Source organism: Aquimarina agarilytica ZC1, assembly GCF_000255455.1.
Taxonomy (GTDB): domain Bacteria; phylum Bacteroidota; class Bacteroidia; order Flavobacteriales; family Flavobacteriaceae; genus Aquimarina; species Aquimarina agarilytica.
In genome coordinates this window covers 1-19,895 of record NZ_JH621263.1, presented here as the reverse complement: position 1 = coordinate 19,895, position 19,895 = coordinate 1, and the positions used below count along the sequence as shown (strand labels likewise).

Annotated in this window: 13 protein-coding genes and 1 pseudogene; 10 read left to right on the top strand and 4 right to left on the bottom strand. The window is 32.8% G+C overall.

Features of this window, described 5'->3' with window-relative positions:
• Positions 1 to 876, bottom strand: a pseudogene (locus KQA_RS18875) (hypothetical protein); the annotation flags it as partial.
• A gap of 860 nt (positions 877 to 1,736) precedes the next feature.
• Here KQA_RS18875 and KQA_RS19595 point away from each other — a divergent pair.
• On the top strand, positions 1,737 to 3,662 hold the full coding sequence (locus tag KQA_RS19595; RefSeq protein WP_081483255.1) for an RICIN domain-containing protein: 1,926 nt from the start codon (positions 1,737 to 1,739) through the stop codon (positions 3,660 to 3,662).
• A gap of 82 nt (positions 3,663 to 3,744) precedes the next feature.
• Here the strand turns inward: KQA_RS19595 and KQA_RS0210975 are convergent, their stop codons facing one another.
• Both KQA_RS0210975 and KQA_RS0210970 read right to left on the bottom strand, forming a co-directional pair.
• On the bottom strand, positions 3,745 to 5,205 hold the full coding sequence (locus tag KQA_RS0210975) for a sodium:solute symporter (protein ID WP_010181062.1): 1,461 nt from the start codon (positions 5,203 to 5,205) through the stop codon (positions 3,745 to 3,747).
• Positions 5,206 to 5,355: 150 nt separating this feature from the next.
• A complete protein-coding gene (locus KQA_RS0210970) occupies positions 5,356 to 6,378 on the bottom strand; it encodes a UDP binding domain-containing protein (protein ID WP_010181061.1) in 1,023 nt (340 codons plus the stop codon).
• Between the two features lie 359 nt (positions 6,379 to 6,737).
• Between KQA_RS0210970 and KQA_RS0210965 the strand changes: the two genes are divergently transcribed.
• From KQA_RS0210965 to KQA_RS0210930, 8 genes are all read left to right on the top strand, one after another.
• Positions 6,738 to 7,148: a response regulator gene (locus KQA_RS0210965; protein ID WP_010181060.1), complete on the top strand. Its 411-nt coding sequence runs from the start codon at positions 6,738 to 6,740 to the stop codon at positions 7,146 to 7,148.
• 1 nt (position 7,149) lies between these two features.
• Positions 7,150 to 7,689: a heme NO-binding domain-containing protein gene (locus KQA_RS0210960; protein WP_010181059.1), complete on the top strand. Its 540-nt coding sequence runs from the start codon at positions 7,150 to 7,152 to the stop codon at positions 7,687 to 7,689.
• Complete coding sequence (locus KQA_RS0210955) at positions 7,689 to 8,906, top strand: sensor histidine kinase (protein ID WP_010181058.1); 1,218 nt, start codon at positions 7,689 to 7,691, stop codon at positions 8,904 to 8,906. The genes KQA_RS0210960 and KQA_RS0210955 overlap by 1 nt, the downstream gene beginning before the upstream one ends.
• A 3-nt stretch (positions 8,907 to 8,909) precedes the next feature.
• Complete coding sequence (locus KQA_RS0210950; RefSeq protein ID WP_010181057.1) at positions 8,910 to 10,043, top strand: FIST signal transduction protein; 1,134 nt, start codon at positions 8,910 to 8,912, stop codon at positions 10,041 to 10,043.
• A gap of 2 nt (positions 10,044 to 10,045) precedes the next feature.
• Complete coding sequence (locus KQA_RS0210945; RefSeq protein ID WP_010181056.1) at positions 10,046 to 11,092, top strand: sensor histidine kinase; 1,047 nt, start codon at positions 10,046 to 10,048, stop codon at positions 11,090 to 11,092.
• A 4-nt stretch (positions 11,093 to 11,096) separates the two neighbouring features.
• Entirely contained in the window at positions 11,097 to 11,417 is a 321-nt protein-coding gene (locus KQA_RS0210940; RefSeq protein ID WP_010181055.1) for an Hpt domain-containing protein, read from the top strand.
• A gap of 12 nt (positions 11,418 to 11,429) precedes the next feature.
• Positions 11,430 to 12,152, top strand: coding sequence for a LytR/AlgR family response regulator transcription factor (locus tag KQA_RS0210935; RefSeq protein ID WP_010181054.1), 723 nt, complete (start codon positions 11,430 to 11,432; stop codon positions 12,150 to 12,152).
• Between the two features lie 132 nt (positions 12,153 to 12,284).
• Positions 12,285 to 16,298 carry a DUF6923 family protein gene (locus KQA_RS0210930; RefSeq protein ID WP_010181053.1) on the top strand — a complete coding sequence of 1,338 codons (4,014 nt, stop codon included), beginning with the start codon at positions 12,285 to 12,287 and terminating at the stop codon, positions 16,296 to 16,298.
• 168 nt (positions 16,299 to 16,466) lie between these two features.
• Here the strand turns inward: KQA_RS0210930 and KQA_RS0210925 are convergent, their stop codons facing one another.
• Positions 16,467 to 18,473, bottom strand: a complete 2,007-nt coding sequence (locus KQA_RS0210925; RefSeq protein ID WP_316912105.1) for a tetratricopeptide repeat protein — start codon at positions 18,471 to 18,473, stop codon at positions 16,467 to 16,469.
• A 160-nt stretch (positions 18,474 to 18,633) separates the two neighbouring features.
• Here KQA_RS0210925 and KQA_RS0210920 point away from each other — a divergent pair, with 160 nt between their 5' ends.
• On the top strand, positions 18,634 to 19,878 hold the full coding sequence (locus KQA_RS0210920; protein WP_040396290.1) for an MATE family efflux transporter: 1,245 nt from the start codon (positions 18,634 to 18,636) through the stop codon (positions 19,876 to 19,878).
• Positions 19,879 to 19,895 lie beyond the last annotated feature (17 nt).

Below are 19,895 nucleotides of genomic sequence, written 5' to 3'. Positions count from 1 at the left end.
AGACGTGTCCGGTCCATCGAATGTCAAAGAAACTTTATGCCATCTCATTAATTGTCCCGAAACTTGAGTACCCGCAGGAGTGTTAGTTCCAGTTGTTGGAGTACTAACAGGGGGTGTTGGAGTTGTAGGAGTAGTCGGAGTTGGTGTGGTAACTACGGTTGTACAATCTGTTTGAGCAGCAATTCCCTCACCTGAAGGTTTAGTGTAGGCTTTTGATAAAATAAATTTATCCATTTCAAAACCATCTTCACGCATTGAAAACGAGATCGTATGTTCGCCAGCACTTGGAATATTTAAGAAAATCTTTTGTGGTTCTCCACAGTGATTTGCTGCAGTTCGTTGTTTACTCTCCCATGTCCATTGGTTTTTACCAGAACACCATTGCATTCTAGCTCCAGATGCTGGCCAATTTCCATTGATTCCAACATGTACACCATTATCTTCCGATCCTGTTGAAAACGCACGGACCCAAACAAAATACTTTCCAGCTGAGCTGAATTTTACTCTATAGTTTATTATGGCTACCTCTCCAGGTTTGTTTGAAAAACTAACTCCATTTACCAAAGGGTCGGCATGTTTTACTCTCGTATCGGGAAGTAATTCAATGTATTTACCGCTACTAGCCGAATCCGCATGATTGCCATCTGGATCGGGTTTAGGGGTGTTATTAGTGTTTTTGTCAAGTACTAACCATTCTCTATCGTTAGTTTTAGATTGGCTAATAAAGTCTTCGGCCTCAATAGCAACAATACCATTTTTTTCAATAAATACTTTTTGTGTACAATTGTTAGGTGTTGAATTTTGGGAATGCATTTGTAATGCACCAATGGCTAAAGCACCATAGAAAATAGATGATCTAAGATTAATTTTTCTCATAATTAAATGAATTTTTTGATTAGTTGTTAGTTTTGTTAATCGAGTCAAATACATAAACGTTAACTATTTGTTATTTATTTTACTGTAATTAAAGGAGAAAAATAATAAAACGGTAACTCGTTTTTTTAATCAAGTCTTAATTTGAAGTTTAACTTTTTAAGAAGTTTTTTTATGGGAAAGTTTTTATTGAATTGCTATATTTTGAAAGAAAAATATTACATAAAATAATTTAAATTTCCTTTAAAATGATATTCATAATTTAGGATATAGACGCTAATAATCCTTAAAAAAAATCATTTTTGAATCATGTAAGTTATAAGTAGTGTTGGCAAAGCTTCTGGCTATTTTTTTAGACCTAAATACCAATTAACTAATAGTTTTTTATTTAATCGAATTTAGATGTTAATGACAACTATTTTAGAATTATTTATTTTATAATAAATTGATTGTTATTTAGTTATATAAAGTATAGTAGTCTTTTTTTACGATTGAAAACAAATGAGATCGGAAAAGTATGAAGGATTAATACATTATTTTTGTCTTTAAATAAGCTGTTGAAGCTTATGTATATAAATTGATGATATTTACTTTAAGAGTGTGTTTAATGTTTGATGTATTTAGCTCAAATAGCATCGATATTGAACTAAAAAAAATCTTTCTAAGTTCCGTATTGTAAAGTTTACAACTTTTGACGTTTTTGTTTTGGCGGGCGAATTTCTAAAAGCTTGTTTTATTAATATAACCGAAGCAAAGCATTCCACTAGTTTTTGTTTTTTAATGTGAGGATTGACTATCAAACAATTTTCATTAAACTAAAATTAAACTGAGGGCTATTCAGTTTAGTGCTAAACTTTTTAATTATGCTTAAAACAACAATCAACACTTTAAAAGCCTGCATGATCATGCTGCTTTTATCTCAAACATTTTATTCTCAAATTGACAGAGAAGGTAGATTTTACACCGAAACATGGACAAATGGTGTAAGTAGAAATTTAGTTTCGGATTACGGGGCTAATGGTAATGATAATAATAATGATAGCAAAATACTACAAGGGGCGATTGATGAACTTACTAAATTGCCAAACGGTGGTAGAATTTTTATTCCTAAAGGAACCTATTTTCTTAAGTTTATAAATCTTAGAAGTAATGTGCATTTGGTTTTTGCAGGAGGGACAATTGTTAAACCTTCTGATAACAAGTCTTTTGGTTATATTTTTGGAATGGGAATCAATGATAAAGTAGAAAACGCAAGCGTCCGAGGAAATGGAGGTAGGTTCACGGTTGATGTCTCTTCAAGTAAAGTAAATGATAAGTTGAGAACATTTAGAATGGGGAACGTAACTAATTTTTTTGTAGCCAACGTCAATATTATAGATAATCTCACTCAATTTGCTGGTTTTTCCTGTGTTAAAGAGCATCAAGGACAGCACCCCAGAAAAGGAATATTGAAAAATGCAGATATAAAGAATGCTCGTTTTGGATGGGGACTTGTACAAATATTATCGGGTGAAACTATTTTGTTTAAAAATTTAACTGGAACTGGTGGAGTTACTTTAAGGCTTGAAACACGAATACAAAACCCTGTTATTAATGATATTATAGGAAGAAATATATCTAATAGAGACGGACACGCTACGGTGTTTGTATCCCCTCATGAATGTAATTGCGGAACCTTTGATATTCAAAATGTGAAATCGTTTGGTAATGGATTTGCGGTACGTATTGAAAGAGGTCATAGTGATACTCCTGGTGGTCCAAGAGGAACATTTAATAGTAATTCTAAAGTAAACGATATACGTGCTGAGTATGGAACCAAAGCACAAATACGAAGGGATCATAGAGATTTTGTTCCATGTGAAATTAGAAATCTTATTGCGAGTACTATTAGACCGGGTAGGCAAAGTTACCAAGGTCCGTCTATGGCTCCTATACTTTATGAAAATGGTAATGGAGCGGGATTCTCTAATATTAGTCTTAATAATATTCAAAAAATAGGATTTAACTCTCAACCAAAAACGATACTGAATCAAAATGATAAAATTAAAAATTGTTCAAATACTGGAGGGACACCACCTACCAGTGGATCTGGAAACGGAAATCCAATTGTAACATTAAGAAAAGGAAACTCTCAAGGCTTTGCCATTGATGGAGGCAACGGAGGAGCTAATGGCCAAAATGTGTATTTATGGTCTTATAATTCAAATAATGTGAATCAACAATGGGAAGAGATAAGTCGTGGAGGCGGTTTTTATTCTTATAAAAAACGTAATACAAATTTTTGTATGGATGGGAATAACGGTGGGACTAATGGTCAAAATGTACAGCTATGGCCGTGTAGTCCCAATAATCAAAATCAACAGTTTAGAAAGGTTTCAACAGGCAATGGAAGATTTAGATTAGAGAAACGTAATGCTTCTAATGTTTCTATTGATGGGAATAATGGAGGAGCTAACAGACAGAATGTGCACATGTGGTCATCGAATAATAACAATGGGAATCAACAATGGGTTATTACGCAAGTGAGTACTGCTGGAAGTAAAATTATTGAAGAAACTTCATCTATTGGTCCCCAACTATACCCAGTACCTGCAGGTGAATTTATAGATATTTCCAATATTAATGAACAAGCTCAATCTTTTCAGATTGTAAATATTCTAGGTCAAGTTATAAAAGCGGGAAATATAAATGCTTCTGAAACTGGAGTGAGTATTAATATTAGCAATTTAGAACCTGGGTTTTATTTGATAAACATTGGAGAGAAAACATTAAAGTTTATAAAAAAATAGAAAGAGAAGCGATACAGAAAAAATTAGGATAGATATTATAAAAGAGACAGCGGAATAGCTGTCTCTTTTATAATAAATAGAGTTAAATTATATTTTTGGTTTTCTTTGTTGTGATAAGTAATAAACCTATAAAGGTGAAAAAGCCATTAATAATAAGTATTTCAAATCCAATTTTATATCCATTAAATAACTCTACAGAATACATATTTAAAAAATAAGATACCATTGGTGCCAAAATAGCAATAACCCATACCCAACGATCATGAATATTTTTTTTGGTATAAATTCCAAAGGCAAACAAACCTAATAATGGGCCATAGGTATATCCAGCAGCTTTAAATAATTCCCAAATAACAGAAACATCAGTAAAAAGGGTATCAAATAAAATGATTACAATGGTAAGTCCTATACTAAAACCAATATGTGTTCTTTTACGTAATTGCTCTTGTCTTTCATTGTTTTTTTTTGAAATACCAATAATATCAATACAATATGATGTGGTTAATGAGGTAAGTGCAGAATCGGCACTAGAATAAGCAGCAGCAATAAGTCCTAAAATAAAAAAGGCAGAGGTAATTATACCTATTTCGGGTAACATGGCTATTGTAGGAAAAAGATTGTCTTTAGTAGCTGTAATATTATGTTGATGTGCATATTGGGTAAGTAATAAACCTAAAACTAAAAAAAGGATATTCACAAAAATGAGTACAACACTAAATGAAAGCATGTTTTTTTGTGCTTCTTTTAGGTTTTTACAAGTCAGGTTTTTTTGCATCATATCTTGATCCAAACCTGTCATAGTGATGGTAATAAACATTCCTGCTAAAAAGCTTTTTATAAAATATTGAGCGTTGTTGGTATCATCCAAAAAAAAGGTTTTGCTTAATGGGCTTTCGCTTACATTAGTGTAAATAGCATTTATAGTATGTAGCTCTAAAGCCGAAGCTAAAAAAATAATGGTGACCACTACTGAAATTAGCATAAATAATGTTTGTAGTGTGTCTGTAAAAATGATTGTTTTAATTCCTCCCTTAAAGGTATATAGCCAGATTAGTGCGATAGTAACAACAACGGCTACGGGGAAAGGCATACCAAAGGGGTCAAAAATAAGTAGTTGTAATACTTTTGCTACCAAAAATAAACGAAAAGCAGCACCAATAGTTCTGGAAATTAAAAAAGCAATAGCACCGGTTTTGTAACTAGTATTGCCAAATCGATCCTTTAAATAGGTGTAAATGGAAGTTAAATTTAACTTGTAGTAGAGCGGTAAAAGCACATAGGCAATAATCAAATAACCAAAAAAGTAGCCAATAACTACTTGTAAATAGCCAAATTGTTTTGTTTCAACAGCGCCAGGAACAGAGATAAAAGTAACACCAGATAGTGATGCTCCGATCATTCCAAAAGCGACTAAATACCATGGAGATTTATTATCGGCCAAAAAGAAACTTGTATTGGTTGCATTTTTACTGGTTAGGTATGAAATGCTTATAAGTACTCCAAAATAGGCAATAACTAAAAACAGAATATGTATGGGTTGCATTGAGGTGTTTTATGGTTGAGAAGTATAAGATATGGATATCTTATACTTCAATTAAGATCATTTTCAATGAACAATTTAGAGTTTTCTATTTTAGAATCAAATTTAATAATGCAACAGACCACAGAATAACTATTATTTGGCACTAAATAATTAGCGTAAATTAGATACCACCTCCTTTCTGTTTCCTAGTTGATCAAAAAAGAGTGTTTGCTCAGTACTGTTTTTGTTATAATTAGTTGGTGTAGTCGTTTTATAATTATCGTGCGCTACACTGGTAACTATGGCATCAAAACATTGGCTTGTACTAGTTGTTAATTCTATACCACAAGCGGCTTTTACTTTGGAAGGAAGGATGTGATTGTCCTGTACCTTTACATTAATTCCTTTTTGGTATAAAGCCATATATAGGGCTACTGCTTTGGAGTTTTTTATGTTGTATGTATTTTTTTCACTGGTAATGCCTTTGAGTAAAATACTAAATGCTTTTTTTGTTGGGTGTTGTTGTTTTAATGCCTTTTCAATTTTATTGGCAATTGTATTGGGATTTAGTTGTTGTTTTGTTTTTATAATTTTTAAAGCAGTTACGTTTTCAAATATGGTTTGTACTAAATCACGAGTTTTAACATCGTCACTTTTAATTGTTTTTTGATGAGTATTTAAAGTAATGGCCGAAATGATATTTGTGGTATAGGCTGTTTTAAAGTCAATATGATGTTGTAAACCAGATATACGTTCTAATAGACTGATGTAAAATTCGATTTCTTGTTTTTGGTTATTCGTATTTTGAAATACGATAACATCGTCTACTTTTAAATGTCGGGCTACCGTTGCAGTGGCTTTATTTAAGACTAAATGATTGTTAGTGTTGGTATTGGTTATAATGTATAGTGCTGGTATTTCGAGTAAATTAGTAATGTTAGTAGCAAAAAAGTCTTTGCCAATAAAATCTGTTGAGGTTATTTTTTTATTTGGATCCATTTTTTGCTGAACCAAAGTAGCCACATCTTTATTAGTATCATATCCGATAACTCTATATTTAGTAGCTAAGTGTAAAGCTGTTTCAAGTCCTTCGTTACCTAAACCTATTACAGCTATTTTAGCTTCTTTGGTACATAGTTGATCAAACAAGGTGTCGGTTAGTGGTGTTTCTGTATGTATGTTTAACGTTCCCATAATAGTAGATTTAAAAGGTTATATCAGCTAAATTATAGGATAGTATTCTTGCTTTTTTTGTTTTTAGATTAAGGGAGATTTTACTGTAGTTAATTGGTGATTTACTGTAGACGAATGGTTTTTGCGTTAGGGATAGTAGTGAAAATCCTTTTTGAGAGGGACGAACAAAAAGATTGTATCGCATAGCCCGACCCTAGGGTAACGCCCAAATGAATTTACTAGTTTGTTACATCCATTCGCCGATAGATAAAGGTTATCCACCGATAAAAAAAGAAGTCTTATCGAAAGTAGGGAGTGATTTTTTTTAATATTCAATTATTTTGTAGGATATTAATTATCAGTGATATAACTTAGAACTAATGAAACCGATTTCCTTTTTACTTATTGAAGATGATTTAATTGAAACACTAAAGTTTAATCGAGTTTTAGATACTTTAAAGATTAAACATTCGGTAAACCGGGTTGAAAATGGGGAGGAAGCTTTGGAATTTTTGAAAAATACGGATGAGGTGCCCGATGTAATTTTATTGGATCTAAATATGCCTAAAATGAATGGAATTGAATTTTTAAAAATTTTAAAGGATGATGCGGTATTAAAATATATTCCTGCCATAATACTTTCGACATCAAATAACCAAAAAGATATTTTGGAATGTTACAAAATAGGTATAGCAGGCTATCTAATGAAGCCATTGAAATATGAAGATTATAGCCTAAAAATTAAAAATTTAGTAGCGTATTGGTCTTGTAATGAATTTATAAAAATGTAAAATGAAAGGTATTGTATTTACAGAGTTTTTAGAATTGGTTGAAGAGAAGTTTGGCTTGGCAATGGTGGATAAAATTATAACAAACTCCAATTTACCAAGTGGAGGGGCATATACGGCCATTGGAACGTATGATTTTGCTGAAATGCTAAGTTTATTAACGCATTTAAGTGAACAGACTAGTATTACTATAGATGATTTATTATTGGTTTATGGCGAACATTTTTTTAGTGTTTTAGCACGTAGCTACCCACAGTTGATAGAAAAGTATAAAGAACCGATTGAGTTACTATCGTCCATTGAAAATCACATACACGTGGAGGTTCGAAAAATATATCCAGATGCTGAGTTACCAACTTTTGAAATTGTTGAAAAAACGGAACAAGCATTGATTATGATTTACAAATCGAGCAGAGCAATGTCTAATTTTGGATTGGGATTAATGAATCAAACTTTTACTCATTACAATGCCAATGCTACAATTTTATTGGAAAAAATTAAAACAGACGGAACGGAAGTTAAATTTAGTATCTCCCAAAATTAATGAGTGCTATTGATCCAGAAATATTACAGAGAGCACTATTACGTGAAAAAAAAGCCCGAAAAGCGGCCGAAAATATCTTGGAAGAGAAGTCTAGGGAGTTGTATTCCATAACACAACAATTAAAGGAAGCGAATGAAAAATTACAGTCTGGATTAACCGAAAAAACAACTGAACTTCAAGGAGTATTTGATAATCTAGTGGATGCCTATGTGTTAATGGACTTAGGTGGAAATGTTATAAAATTGAATGAAGCAGCAAAGGAATTGTTTGGATACAATGTGCCAAAGGAAGCGGTTAATGTAGTTCGTTTAATTTATAAAGAAGATTTTAACTATGCTATGCTTTCCTTTAATTTGTTAATTGAAACAGGGTCTTTTAGCGATTATATTGCTCGTGTTTATACTAAAAATAAAGGGGTGAGGTGGGTGCATATTAATGCGAGTATTATTAAAAATAGTAAGAACAAACCTATCGGGGCGCAAGGTATTGTTAAGGATATTACGGATCAAAGAGCTATTGAGGAGCAGAATAAAAAATTAGTTCAGGATTTAGAAAAAAGTAATGAGGAGTTAGCAGAATACGCACATGTTGTATCACACGATTTAAAATCACCGCTTAGGAGTATTAATGCGTTGGTAAATTGGTTACGCGAAGATTATAAAAGTATTTTGGATGCTGCTGGATTAGAAAATATTAGGCTTATTGAACAGACTCTGGAAAAAATGGAGCATTTAATTAATGGTATTTTAAATTATTCGAGCGTGAATAATATAGCCGTATTAAAGCATGAAGCTGTTGATATAAATAGCATAATTAAAGAAATTGAAAATACCATTTTTATTCCTAAGCATATTAAAATTATAAAAAAGCAAAATTTACCAATAATAAAAGGAGATAAAACAAGGCTGCAACAACTTTTTCAAAACATAATTAGTAATGCCGTAAATTATATTGATAAAGAAATAGGGATTATTAAAATAAGTTTTGAAGATAAAAGCACGCATTATTTGTTTGAAATTAAAGATAATGGCATAGGAATAGAGAAAGAATATTTTGATAAAATATTCAAGATTTTTCAGTCCCTAGGGAATAATAAAAATTCAACGGGTATAGGACTTTCTATTGTTAAAAAAATTATAGAAATCTATGATGGTGAAATTTGGTTAGAGAGTGAACCTAAAATAGGCACTAGTTTTTTCTTTACATTAAAAAAATAGAAAATGAAATTTCAGCAATACGAAAAACAAAAAAACAAGGATTGGGTATTAGTTTCTCCAACTAAAATACAATTAAAAAAACCGCTTGTGTTGGTTTTTGGAAATCGCTTTTTGTTAGAAGAAGCTGCTGTTTATGAGGATGTGAAAAATATATTTCCAGATGGCGAAATTGTATTAGGTTCAACGGCAGGGGAAATTATGCTAGAAAAAGTATACGAAGATTCCATTACGATTACAGCTATTGAGTTTGAAAAAAGTAGTTTTAAGGTGGAACGTGCCAATATTTTGGATTTTGATAAGGATGCTGTAGCTATTGGAAAACATTTGGCAGCACAATTGCCAAGTAAAAATTTGAAGCATATGTTTATCGTTTCGGAAGGTAGTTTTGTGAATGGATCAGCTTTAATAAATGGACTAGAGTCTAAAAATACGAACACCGCAATTACCGGAGGTTTGTGTGGTGATGATGCTCGCTTTGAAAAAACAGTGGTAGGTTATAATGAAAAACCTAAAGAAGGTGAAATAGTTGCCATTGGTTTTTATGGTGAAAGCTTAGAAATTAGTTTTGCTCAGTATGGAGGTTGGACGCCCTTTGGCCCCGAACGAATAATAACAAAATCTGAAGGGAATGTGCTTTTTGAATTGGATAATTTACCAGCTTTGGATTTGTATAAAAAATATTTGGGAGACAAGGCGGCTCAATTACCTCAATCAGCTTTATTATATCCACTAAGTTTAATGCAAAAAGGTAAAAAGGAACCGATTGTTCGTACAATTCTTTCCATAAATGAAGAAAAAAATACAATGACCTTGGCTGGGGATGTACCCATGGGATCGACGGTTCAATTAATGATGGCAAATATTGATAACATTGCCGAAGGGGCTTTACATGCTGCCGATATAGGAATGAAAAATAGAAAAAATAAACCCGAGTTGGCCCTTTTAGTAAGTTGTGTGGGCCGAAAATTGGTAATGGATCAACGGGTGGAAGAGGAAATAGAAGAGGTCATTGAAATAATTGGTAAGCAGGCTGTTGTTGGAGGTTTTTATTCCTATGGTGAGTTGGCTCCATTTTATGGGAATAAGTCGTGCGAGTTGCATAATCAGACCATGACGTTAACTTTATTTAGTGAATAAATATGAATTCTTTATTGGCTAGACAACTACGGAAATTACTTGATGATGATCTAAAAAATGATCCTAGGTTAAGTTTGTTTTTTAACGCTATAGAAAGATCATACGAAAATTATGAAGATCAATTTAGTATGCTCCAACGGGCCATGTCTATAAGTTCGGAAGAATTATTTGATGCCAATACTAAATTAAAAGATGAAGCAAAACAGCAACAAAAAGTAATAGCGAGTTTACAGGAAGCTACTAAAGTATTGGAGCGGATTTCGGTTAAAAATAGAGTAGGAGAAAAGGAGCAATCTTTGACGGGTATAGAGTTGGCAAAACTAATAGAAAAACAAGCCCAACAGATTTCTGAAATAGAAGAACAGCGTCAAAAAATATTAGAAGATCTTGAAAAAAGTAATCAACAACTAAGTGAATACGCACATGTGGTTTCTCATGATCTAAAATCACCGTTACGAACTATTAATACGTTAATGAATTGGATTAAAGAAGATAATGTGACAGGTTTATCGATTGATACACAGCATAATTTCAATTTAATGGATCAAAATATCCAAAAAATGGATCATCTTATAAATGATATTTTAGAATATTCATTAATAGATAAAAAGCCTACTCGAGATGTAAGCATTAATGTGGAGCAATTAGTGAATGGGATTATTGATATGAGTACCATTCCAAAGCATATTAAAATTACCATAGGAACATTACCTAATATTTATATGGACAAGGTAAGGCTAAGGCAAGTGTTTCAAAATTTAATTGAAAATGCTATTACAAGTATCGATAAATTAAAGGGAACTATTCATATTAGAGCTAAAGAACATTTAACAACCTGGGAATTTATTGTTGAGGATAATGGAAAAGGAATAGCAGAAAAATATCATGAAAAGATTTTTGAAATTTTTCAATCATTAGAAGCTAAAGGAACTTCTACCGGTATAGGGCTTTCTATTGTTAAAAAAATAATTGAGTTTTATAAAGGGAGGGTCTGGGTAACTTCTCAAGTGGGAGTAGGAACTACATTTCATTTTACCATAAAAAAATAATAGTATGCACGAGGTTCCAAATAATACTTACATTAAACAATTGGCGAATGGAAATACAGCTTTTGAAGAAAAATTAATTGCCATTGTTAAAAGAGAATTCCCCGAAGAACAAGCAGAATTTATAAAAAATTACAAGTATAAAAACTATATAACTGCTGCAGAAAATGTACACAAATTAAAGAATAAAATAGGTATGCTAGGAATGGAAAAAGGCTACCAACTTGCTATTGATTTTGAAAATGATTTGAAAGTAAAAAAAACTATTTTATATCCTGAATTTATAGTACTTTTAAATCAGATGGAAGATTTTATTATGAATTTATAACATTGATAAAGAATGAATTGTATTATTATTGACGATGAAGAAACAGCAAGAGTAATCATAGAACAATTATGTGATCAGGTAGAAAATTTAGACCTCATTGAATCGTTTCCAAATGCAATACAAGCCATTAAATTTTTGAACAAAAATGATATTGACCTTATTTTTTTAGATATCCATATGCCCGATTTTACAGGTTTTGATTTTATTCAAACCTTAAAAAATCCGCCTAAAATAATATTAACCACTTCCGATAAAAATTTTGCTCTTGAAGCTTTTGAGTATGATTGCATTGTGGACTATGTTGTAAAGCCAATTACATTAACTCGGTTTACAAAAAGTGTTGAAAAAGCAAAGACATTTGTCGATAAGGTAGTAGCTAAACCACAACAAATAGATACAACTGCTACCGAAAATACGATTAGCGAGACTGATTTGTATGTAAATATTGATCGTAGATTAATAAAAATCAACTTTTCGAGTATTGCTATAATTGAAGCCAAAGGCGATTATATCCAAATAAAAACGGATACTAAAAATTATACAGTACACTCTACGCTAAAAAAAATTCAGGAAAAGCTACCTGATCAGCTCTTTTTAAAAGTGCATCGTTCTTATATAATAAATACCAAAAAAATTATTGATATCGAAGATAATAGTGTGCTGATTGCCAAAGATGTTATTCCCGTAAGTCGTTCCAATAGGCCCGAGTTAATGAAACGGCTTAACTTGTTGTAATGTAACGGGTATAATTTTAAACCTTTCGAATAAACCATTTACCGACACCAAATTACCACCCACCGAATATCCTTAAAATACAGATAGTTAAGATTTAGTTTTGATGTATGAAAAACTAAAATCAGAACTGTCATGAAAAAACAAGCACTTTTATTCATCGTTTTTTTAAGCTTTCACGCTTATTCTCAACAAGCATTTGACTGTAATGACAGCAAATTTTATCAAGTAATTTCCGGAACCCTAAAATCCTATGATCCAATTTTAGGAGCCTACTCCAAAGCACTACATACCTATTCCTCTTATAATGCTGGAGGTTATAATCCAAAAGATAATTTTTTATATGCTATAAAAGGAAAAGACAAACATCTTTTGCGTATAGGAATGGATAGTATTATTGATTTAGGCGCTGTGGCAGCACAAGGAACAGTTGTTTTTGGAGGGGGCTATGCCGCAGATGTGGATGCCGAAGGCAATCTTTGGGTATATCAAAATAACACAAAAAATAGTTTTCATAAAATAACGAATCTAGCATCGTACAATGGAGGCGCATCACCTGTTTTTGAAGTGGTCAATGTAAATGTAGCCTCGCCAAGTACCTGTGCGGATATTACCTATATAAATAATGCCTTTTATGGCGGGAGCCGAGGAAAACTTTACAAATGGGATCTGTCTACGGGTTCGCCTATATTTTCAAGTAAAACAGTAGTTAATTTACCTAAAAGTACTTTTGGAGCTGCGTATACCGATGCCAGTAATCGGTTGTATTTATCAGATAATAACGGCGGTTTATATGTGGTAGATGCTTATGATAGTGACCAACCTGTGGCCACATTATTAAACTTAACCGAAATCACAAATTCTAATGATGGATTTAAATGTGCCAATGGGATTTCTCCAATTGATAAAGACCAGGATGGAATTTTAGATACTATGGATCAAGATACGGATGGAGATGGAATACCTAATAGTATGGAGTCTAATGGCGCTAATCCTTACGGTGATGATGATGGTGATGATACCTATAATTATTTAGATAATGATACTAGTGGTAGTGGTGATAGTGTGGTCCAAGGTGCTTATGATAGAGATGCCGATGGAGTGCCCGATTTTTTTGATTTAGATTCGGACAATGATGGAATTTATGATATTGTTGAAGCGGGTTATGGCTATTTAGATACCAATAGGGATGGGGTATTTAATACTAAGGATATGAATTATACCGATACGGATCAGGATGGTTTAGCAGATATATTTGATATGGATAATGGAGGAGAACTAGTTTTGCTGGATACAGATAATGATGGTGTTTATAATGCATATGATACCGATTCGGATAATGATGGCATTGTTGACCTTATTGAAGGGCAAGAAAGTACAGCATATCAGCCTTTATCAAATAAAGATGAAGATCAAGATGGAATGGATGATGTTTTTGATAGCAGTTTTGGAGGGGTAGCTAATGGAACAGTTAATTCGGATACTACAGATGCTTTTGATTATTTGGACTTGGATTCAAATAATGATGGAATATCAGATAGTGTAACAGCCTATGATAGTGATGGAGATGGCGTAGCCGAAACCATTATTTCGGGGAACGACGGAGATGCAGATGGTTTAGATGATAGTTTTGATCTAATGAAGAGTAGCTTTTCTCCAGATAATGGAGGACAAACACCCGCTAGTTTTCCTATACCCGCTTTGTGCGATCGTTATAATTATTTAGGAGAATTTTCTGCAGATGGAACTCCTTTGTATTTGGATGAAAATGATGTTATTTCTCAAGCAACTATAGATATGGTAGCTAATGCATTGCCCGAAAGCTATCCAGTACCGGATTTTAATCCGCATTATATTTCTTCGGGTTATGATACGGATGTAGTGGTACAAGAACAAGCAGATATATGGGTCACTTTTATTAGCGAAGGTGCAGGCTACAAAAATACTTTAGGCTTTTATACTTACGATAGCAATAACCCGATAACCACTATTCCAAATCCAGAGGATATTACTATTATTTTTCCTAATGTATCGGCAGTGGATAGTGGAGGCAGTTTAGTGGCAGGGAATAAAGTTAATATTGGTAGTTTTCCACCAAATACAGGAATTGGTTGGGTATTGTTAGCCAATGCTTGGTCAGAGGGCTGTGTTGGAGCTGGGAATTGGGCGTTATTTTCTAACCCCAATTTTAACCCAGAAAGTGACCCTAGACTACAATATCATAATGTGTTATTGTCAGATCCCGATAATGAAAGAATCATTCTTGGCTTTGAAGATATAAGAAGAGATTATGCCTCTTGCGATCAAGATTTTAATGATGCGTTATTTTATATTACCGCAAGCCCTTACAGTGCCATGAAAAATGTGAATTATGCCACTATTGAAAGTGCTACTAATGTTACTTCGGCTAACGACGGGGGATTAGAGAGTAATGGCGATTTAGCCAAATTAATTGCAAAGCGTAATTTTAATAGAGCAAAGAAAAATACATTTCATAATCAAAAATCGACACAGTCCAGATTCATTGCAGGGATGCACTCGGGGAAATCCTTGAATTCATTAAATGGATATTTCCCAGCAACAGGGATGTATGGTACCGAAACTACATTTATTTCGAGTCCTGATGATTTAATAGAAATCACAAATGCTAAAGAAGTTTTTGCTATAGATTATTATCAAAATGAGTCACGAGTTGCAGCGGCATTTGCTACCGTAACAACAGGAAGTATTTACGATCATTCAAAAATTATTTGTGACCGATTAAATGGATCAAGTCTATTGGATGTACGTACACTTTCTATTAGAAACCATAGATTAATAAATACCAAAATTAAAAGAGCCAATGGCGAAATTGAGCAAACCTTGTCTTTTTCAGTAAAACTTGGCGAAGTTAGTAATGAGTTGTATAGTTTTTGGAATATTGATCAATACCCGACAGGGGATTATTTAAATTTTCAAATCTGGGGAGGCTCAGTAGGACAAGTAGCTACTATTGCAAACACTATTATAGATAAATTAAAAGAAACCAAAACTTTAGTAAGTACTCCTGTAGCAGATCAAATTCCAACAGTTTTTGTTCAAAAAGGGAGTTATAAAGGAGGTAAGCTGAAATTGAAAATCACCAATAAAAATGGAGTAAAAGAAGTCACATTTAAAAGTAACCTACGTAACACCGAATTAAGTGCTGAAGAATCAAAAACTGAAATTTTAAATTTATCTGGAGCTTATGAAGAAGAAATTACAGTAACTACTGGGTATTTATTTGATATCGGATTTTCGATATCAACGGAAGGATCTGAACGATCAGATGCTTTATACCTTGCCGATGGTCCTTGGGGTATTGATTACCAATTGGAAGAAGTAAAAATAGCAGCCTTTGATATTAATGAACAAAATGATTTTGAAACCATAGAAAATCACTTAGTGGAGCGTAGTGTATCCTTACAAGGCGAAGTAAAAGGGACAGTTAATATGTTTCGAAATGTACTACCAGGAGATCTAAGTTTGGATGTGGATAGTACTGGAGGTATTCAATTTAACATGGAGGCAAACACTGCTGTAGAAGTAATTTTGGTGCCCAGAGTATTAGCTAACTGGAACAATAGATTGCGTTACACTATTACACCAACTGAAGCGGCTAAAACCTATAGCATTCCCTTTGAAAGTTTTGTAGATGCTTCGGGTAAATCAGCCGATTTAGAAAATATAAGAAGTGTGGTGTTTTCAATACAAGGGGATTATACCACATTTAAAGAATTTGATGTTGCTGTAACTAGTTTAAAAATAGTAAATACTATGGATACTGAAATGCTAGTAGCAGATGTAGAAACAAAAGAGCCCGAGACTACTATTACATTGGAAACATTAACTACTGTTCCTAATTTTCCAGCCTCACAAAAAATCAGAAAATTAAGTAACTATCCTAATCCGTTTATAAATCAAACCACCATACAACTACCTAATGCGGTAGTAGCAAATAGCATACAAGTTGTTGATATGCATGGTAAAATAGTAAGAACCGAAGCTTTAATCGCAAACATCACTAAGGACTTTAATTTTGAAGCAAAAAATTTAAGTGCAGGATATTACATATACATTATTACAGACATTCAAGGGAAGGTATTTAAAGGGAGTTTTGTTATTCGATAATTAGTTAGTCCCCCAACCCCGTGAAAGGTGGAAATGCTTCAGTATTTCTGCCTTTTTCTTTGTTTATTAATTTGTGGATTTTTATAGATGGATAATTTTGGCAGTTGAATAAAATTATGTCGAGCTCAAAGTTAAAATAGATTCCTTTGTTACTATAGCCTGTTTTTGTTATTCATATAACTCTTTGATCTTTTTATCAAAAAGAGGACGTCTCATAAAATACCATTTAAGTAATAAGCCAAATTCGGTAAATTGAAATCCAGCAGCAGTGGCAGAGGCAATATTACTGTGTTTGATATAAGTGTTTGACGAAAAACGATCTGTAAATTGATAGCCTAATTTTCCTTCCAAGCGGAAGGTTTCCGAGGCGGGATCATTTTCTATAAACTGTAGACCTGCAGCAGCATTAGCACCATACGAGAGCTTACCAGTTTGTTTGCTAATAAGATCTGTAAAAACTTCAACAACGTGGAATTTTTTTGGACTAAAATAAATAGTAGGTACTTGATTTTTAAAGGAAATGGTTTGGTAATTGACACCTGCTTTTACAATAGGTCTATGGAATAGTTTATAGTAAAGCGAAGTGAATACTAAGTTACGAGTATTATTATCTGTTTGATTGGTAAACATATATTGAGTATACCACCCTAAATTAAAATTGGTGTTTAAATTGTAATTCAAAAAATAGTTGTTCATTACAATTTCTCTGTCGATAAGGTCGGTATTAAAGTTTTGTAATTCACGTTGATATCCGGCCTCCAAGTTTTGTAGTTTAAAAGGCTTGGTTTTAAGTTTTATTTCGCCAGTCCATTGGGTATAATCATTAGTAATGGCATCGGATTTACTAGCTCCAATTTTAGAAATCAAAGTGAACATTCCATTAAATTTATATGTAAAACCTGTCGTGAGTTCATTTGTTGCTGCTTTTACCTTAGAGGTGGTGTTTTCGGTAGTTCGATGTATATAGCCAGCACTAATGGTCGTTTTAGTGGATAATGGGATTTTTGTACGCAATTCGGCACTTATACTTTCATTATTTCCATTATCAAACGTAAAGGCGGTTTTTTGTTGTACCCATGGAGTGTGCGACTGCTTTAAGGTTTTTAGTAGTTTTTCGGCATCAGGTTGTTGTTTATAGTAATCCAATGTTTTAAAAATGTATTCGTAGCTCTTTAAGTTATTTCCAGTAGCTCTGTAGGCATTAGCCATACCTAAATTCCCGTCAAATGAGTTGGGTTGCTTTTTTAGTATGGTGGTATAGTTTTGTATACTTTTTTTAAAGTGGCTTGTGTACATACCGTGTGTAGCTTCTAAACTTTGTACTCGGATAGTATCGGGGTATTGTTTTTCCAGTTTATTAATTTCGGCAGCAGCCAACTTATATTTTCTATTCCATAATAAAGCTTGTATGTAGCGTTCTTTTGTTGAAAGGTATATGTCGGAATTTGATTGATGGTTTTCAACTTTAGCTACAGCTTTAGTACTAATTTGTAGTGCCTTTTTTTCTTTAAAAGCTTTATGTGCTACTAATGACAAACCATTAAGCGAAACAATGCTATCTATGGGTGAAGTAGCTAATGAGGCATATACCTTTTCGGCATTTAAAAGATCATGTGTAATTAAATAAATAGTCGCTTGATTAAGTTTGGTGTCTTTATCATTAGGGAAATCTTTTAAGTTTAAGGTCAATAAGTCTAAGGCTTCCTTGTAAGCTTTATTTTGCGATAATTGATTCGCATAGCCTAAACGTATATATTTTCGAGAAATTAGGGCGTTTTTATTCCCGTTTTGAAGTTGTAAAGCTGTGTTTACCTGTGTGAGTGCCTGTTTGTATTTTTTTAAGTTAGATAGCGTGTTGGCATAGCCTAAAGTAGCAGGGAAACTTGTGTTATCTTCCTTAATCAGTGTTTTATAAAAACCTTCTGCTTTAGCATATTGTTTATTCCATAATAAGGATTCGGCATAATTCAATTTAATTTCAAAATCCAAAGGATAGGTTTGTTTTAAATCAGTAAAAATAGCCACTGCTTTTTTGGAGTTTCCCGATAAACCTATAGCACGCCCAAAACAAAGTTGAGCTGTTTTATTAGTTGGATAGGCTTTAAGAATGTCTTCAAAAAAAAGAACGGCCTTTTCATATTTTCCAGTTTCTAAATAGGTAAAGCCTTTTTGCATTTGTTGAGCAAACAAAAAGGAAAGATTAAAAAAAAACGCAATCAGGAATAGTATTTTTTTTAGCATAGGCAATGGAGTAATTTTTAATGTGTTACTAAGTTAAACATATCTTTTGTGTATTGATGTAAATGTCTTATTTTAAATAAGTTAAAAATAATGAATGAATATATCTATACTCAAAAAAATATCCTTGGAACAATGGTTTATGCTGAGTGCACTTTTTGTAAATGCAGGGAATTATGCCTATAATTTAATTTTAGGACGCCTATTAGGACCCCAGCAGTTTGCCGATGCCGCTATTTTAATCACTTTTTTATTAGTACTCTCGTTTATTGCCATGACCTTTCAGTTAGCTACTGCTAAATTTTCGGTACTTTTTAAAAAGCAAGTTTTGAATGGGTTTTTAAGTAAAATATATAGGTATGCTTTATGGACAGGGATTGTTTTAGGAATTGGAATTGTAGTAGCGGCTAAATTTTTGCAAGAAATATTTCATACGCAAACCCGCTATATGTTTGTTCTTTTTGGTATCGGAGTGCCATTATATTTTATAATGAGTGTAAACCGAGGGGTATTACAAGGAAAAGAACGTTTCGGAAAATTAGCCATCACTTACCAAACCGAAATGTTAAGTAGGTTATTTTTAACGATAAGTTTACTTTTTTTACTAGACACGGCAACGGCTATTTTAGTAGCTATTGGTATTGTAGTTTCATTAGTATTTGGATTATTTCCCTTTGCGGAAGAAAAGATTTCTTTAAAAAAAGGCATGGCTTTATCCATGGAAGATAGTAGCCGAATCAAAAAGTTTTTTTTATTGACCGCCTTTTATGAGCTGAGTCAAATCATTATTAATAACAGCGACATTCTGTTAGTGAAACATTATTTTGAAGCCTACGATGCAGGTTTATATGCCTCACTAGCTTTAATAGGACGGGTGGTTTATTTTGTAGCCTGGATGTTTGTAATGCTTTTATTACCCAAAGTAGTGCAATTACATAAGGAAGGAAAGCCCACAGCACCCGTATTATCAAAATACGTATTGTATATTGGCCTATTATCATTTGGAATTATTTTAAGCTGTTATCTATTTCCAACTTTTGTAGTACAATTGTTATTTGGTAAGGCCTATGTGAGTATTGCGCCATTGTTATGGAAATATGCAGTGGCCACGTCATTATTTGCCATCTCTAACATTTTTGCTTATTACTTTTTATCCTTGGACACTTATATTCCAGTAATATTATCTGCTTTACTAGGCATTACTCAGGTGTTGTTAATTATTTTCTTTCATAATTCATTATTGGAAGTGGTACTTATGCAAATTTATGCCATGGCAGTGTTGTTAGGAGTACAGCTAGTTTATTCGCTATCAGGTTTAATACCTCGAGGCTTGCCTCGTTAATTATTACTATTTTGTGA

Coding starts and splice junctions, on each gene's coding strand:
- KQA_RS0210930 (WP_010181053.1), top strand. CDS start 12,285: ATGAAAAAACAAGCACTTTTATTCATCGTTTTTTTAAGCTTTCACGCT.
- KQA_RS0210935 (WP_010181054.1), top strand. CDS start 11,430: ATGAATTGTATTATTATTGACGATGAAGAAACAGCAAGAGTAATCATA.
- KQA_RS0210940 (WP_010181055.1), top strand. CDS start 11,097: ATGCACGAGGTTCCAAATAATACTTACATTAAACAATTGGCGAATGGA.
- KQA_RS0210965 (WP_010181060.1), top strand. CDS start 6,738: ATGAAACCGATTTCCTTTTTACTTATTGAAGATGATTTAATTGAAACA.
- KQA_RS0210945 (WP_010181056.1), top strand. CDS start 10,046: ATGAATTCTTTATTGGCTAGACAACTACGGAAATTACTTGATGATGAT.
- KQA_RS0210920 (WP_040396290.1), top strand. CDS start 18,634: ATGAATATATCTATACTCAAAAAAATATCCTTGGAACAATGGTTTATG.
- KQA_RS0210975 (WP_010181062.1), bottom strand. CDS start 5,205: ATGCAACCCATACATATTCTGTTTTTAGTTATTGCCTATTTTGGAGTA.
- KQA_RS0210955 (WP_010181058.1), top strand. CDS start 7,689: ATGAGTGCTATTGATCCAGAAATATTACAGAGAGCACTATTACGTGAA.
- KQA_RS19595 (WP_081483255.1), top strand. CDS start 1,737: ATGCTTAAAACAACAATCAACACTTTAAAAGCCTGCATGATCATGCTG.
- KQA_RS0210925 (WP_316912105.1), bottom strand. CDS start 18,473: ATGCAAAAAGGCTTTACCTATTTAGAAACTGGAAAATATGAAAAGGCC.
- KQA_RS0210950 (WP_010181057.1), top strand. CDS start 8,910: ATGAAATTTCAGCAATACGAAAAACAAAAAAACAAGGATTGGGTATTA.
- KQA_RS0210970 (WP_010181061.1), bottom strand. CDS start 6,378: ATGGGAACGTTAAACATACATACAGAAACACCACTAACCGACACCTTG.
- KQA_RS0210960 (WP_010181059.1), top strand. CDS start 7,150: ATGAAAGGTATTGTATTTACAGAGTTTTTAGAATTGGTTGAAGAGAAG.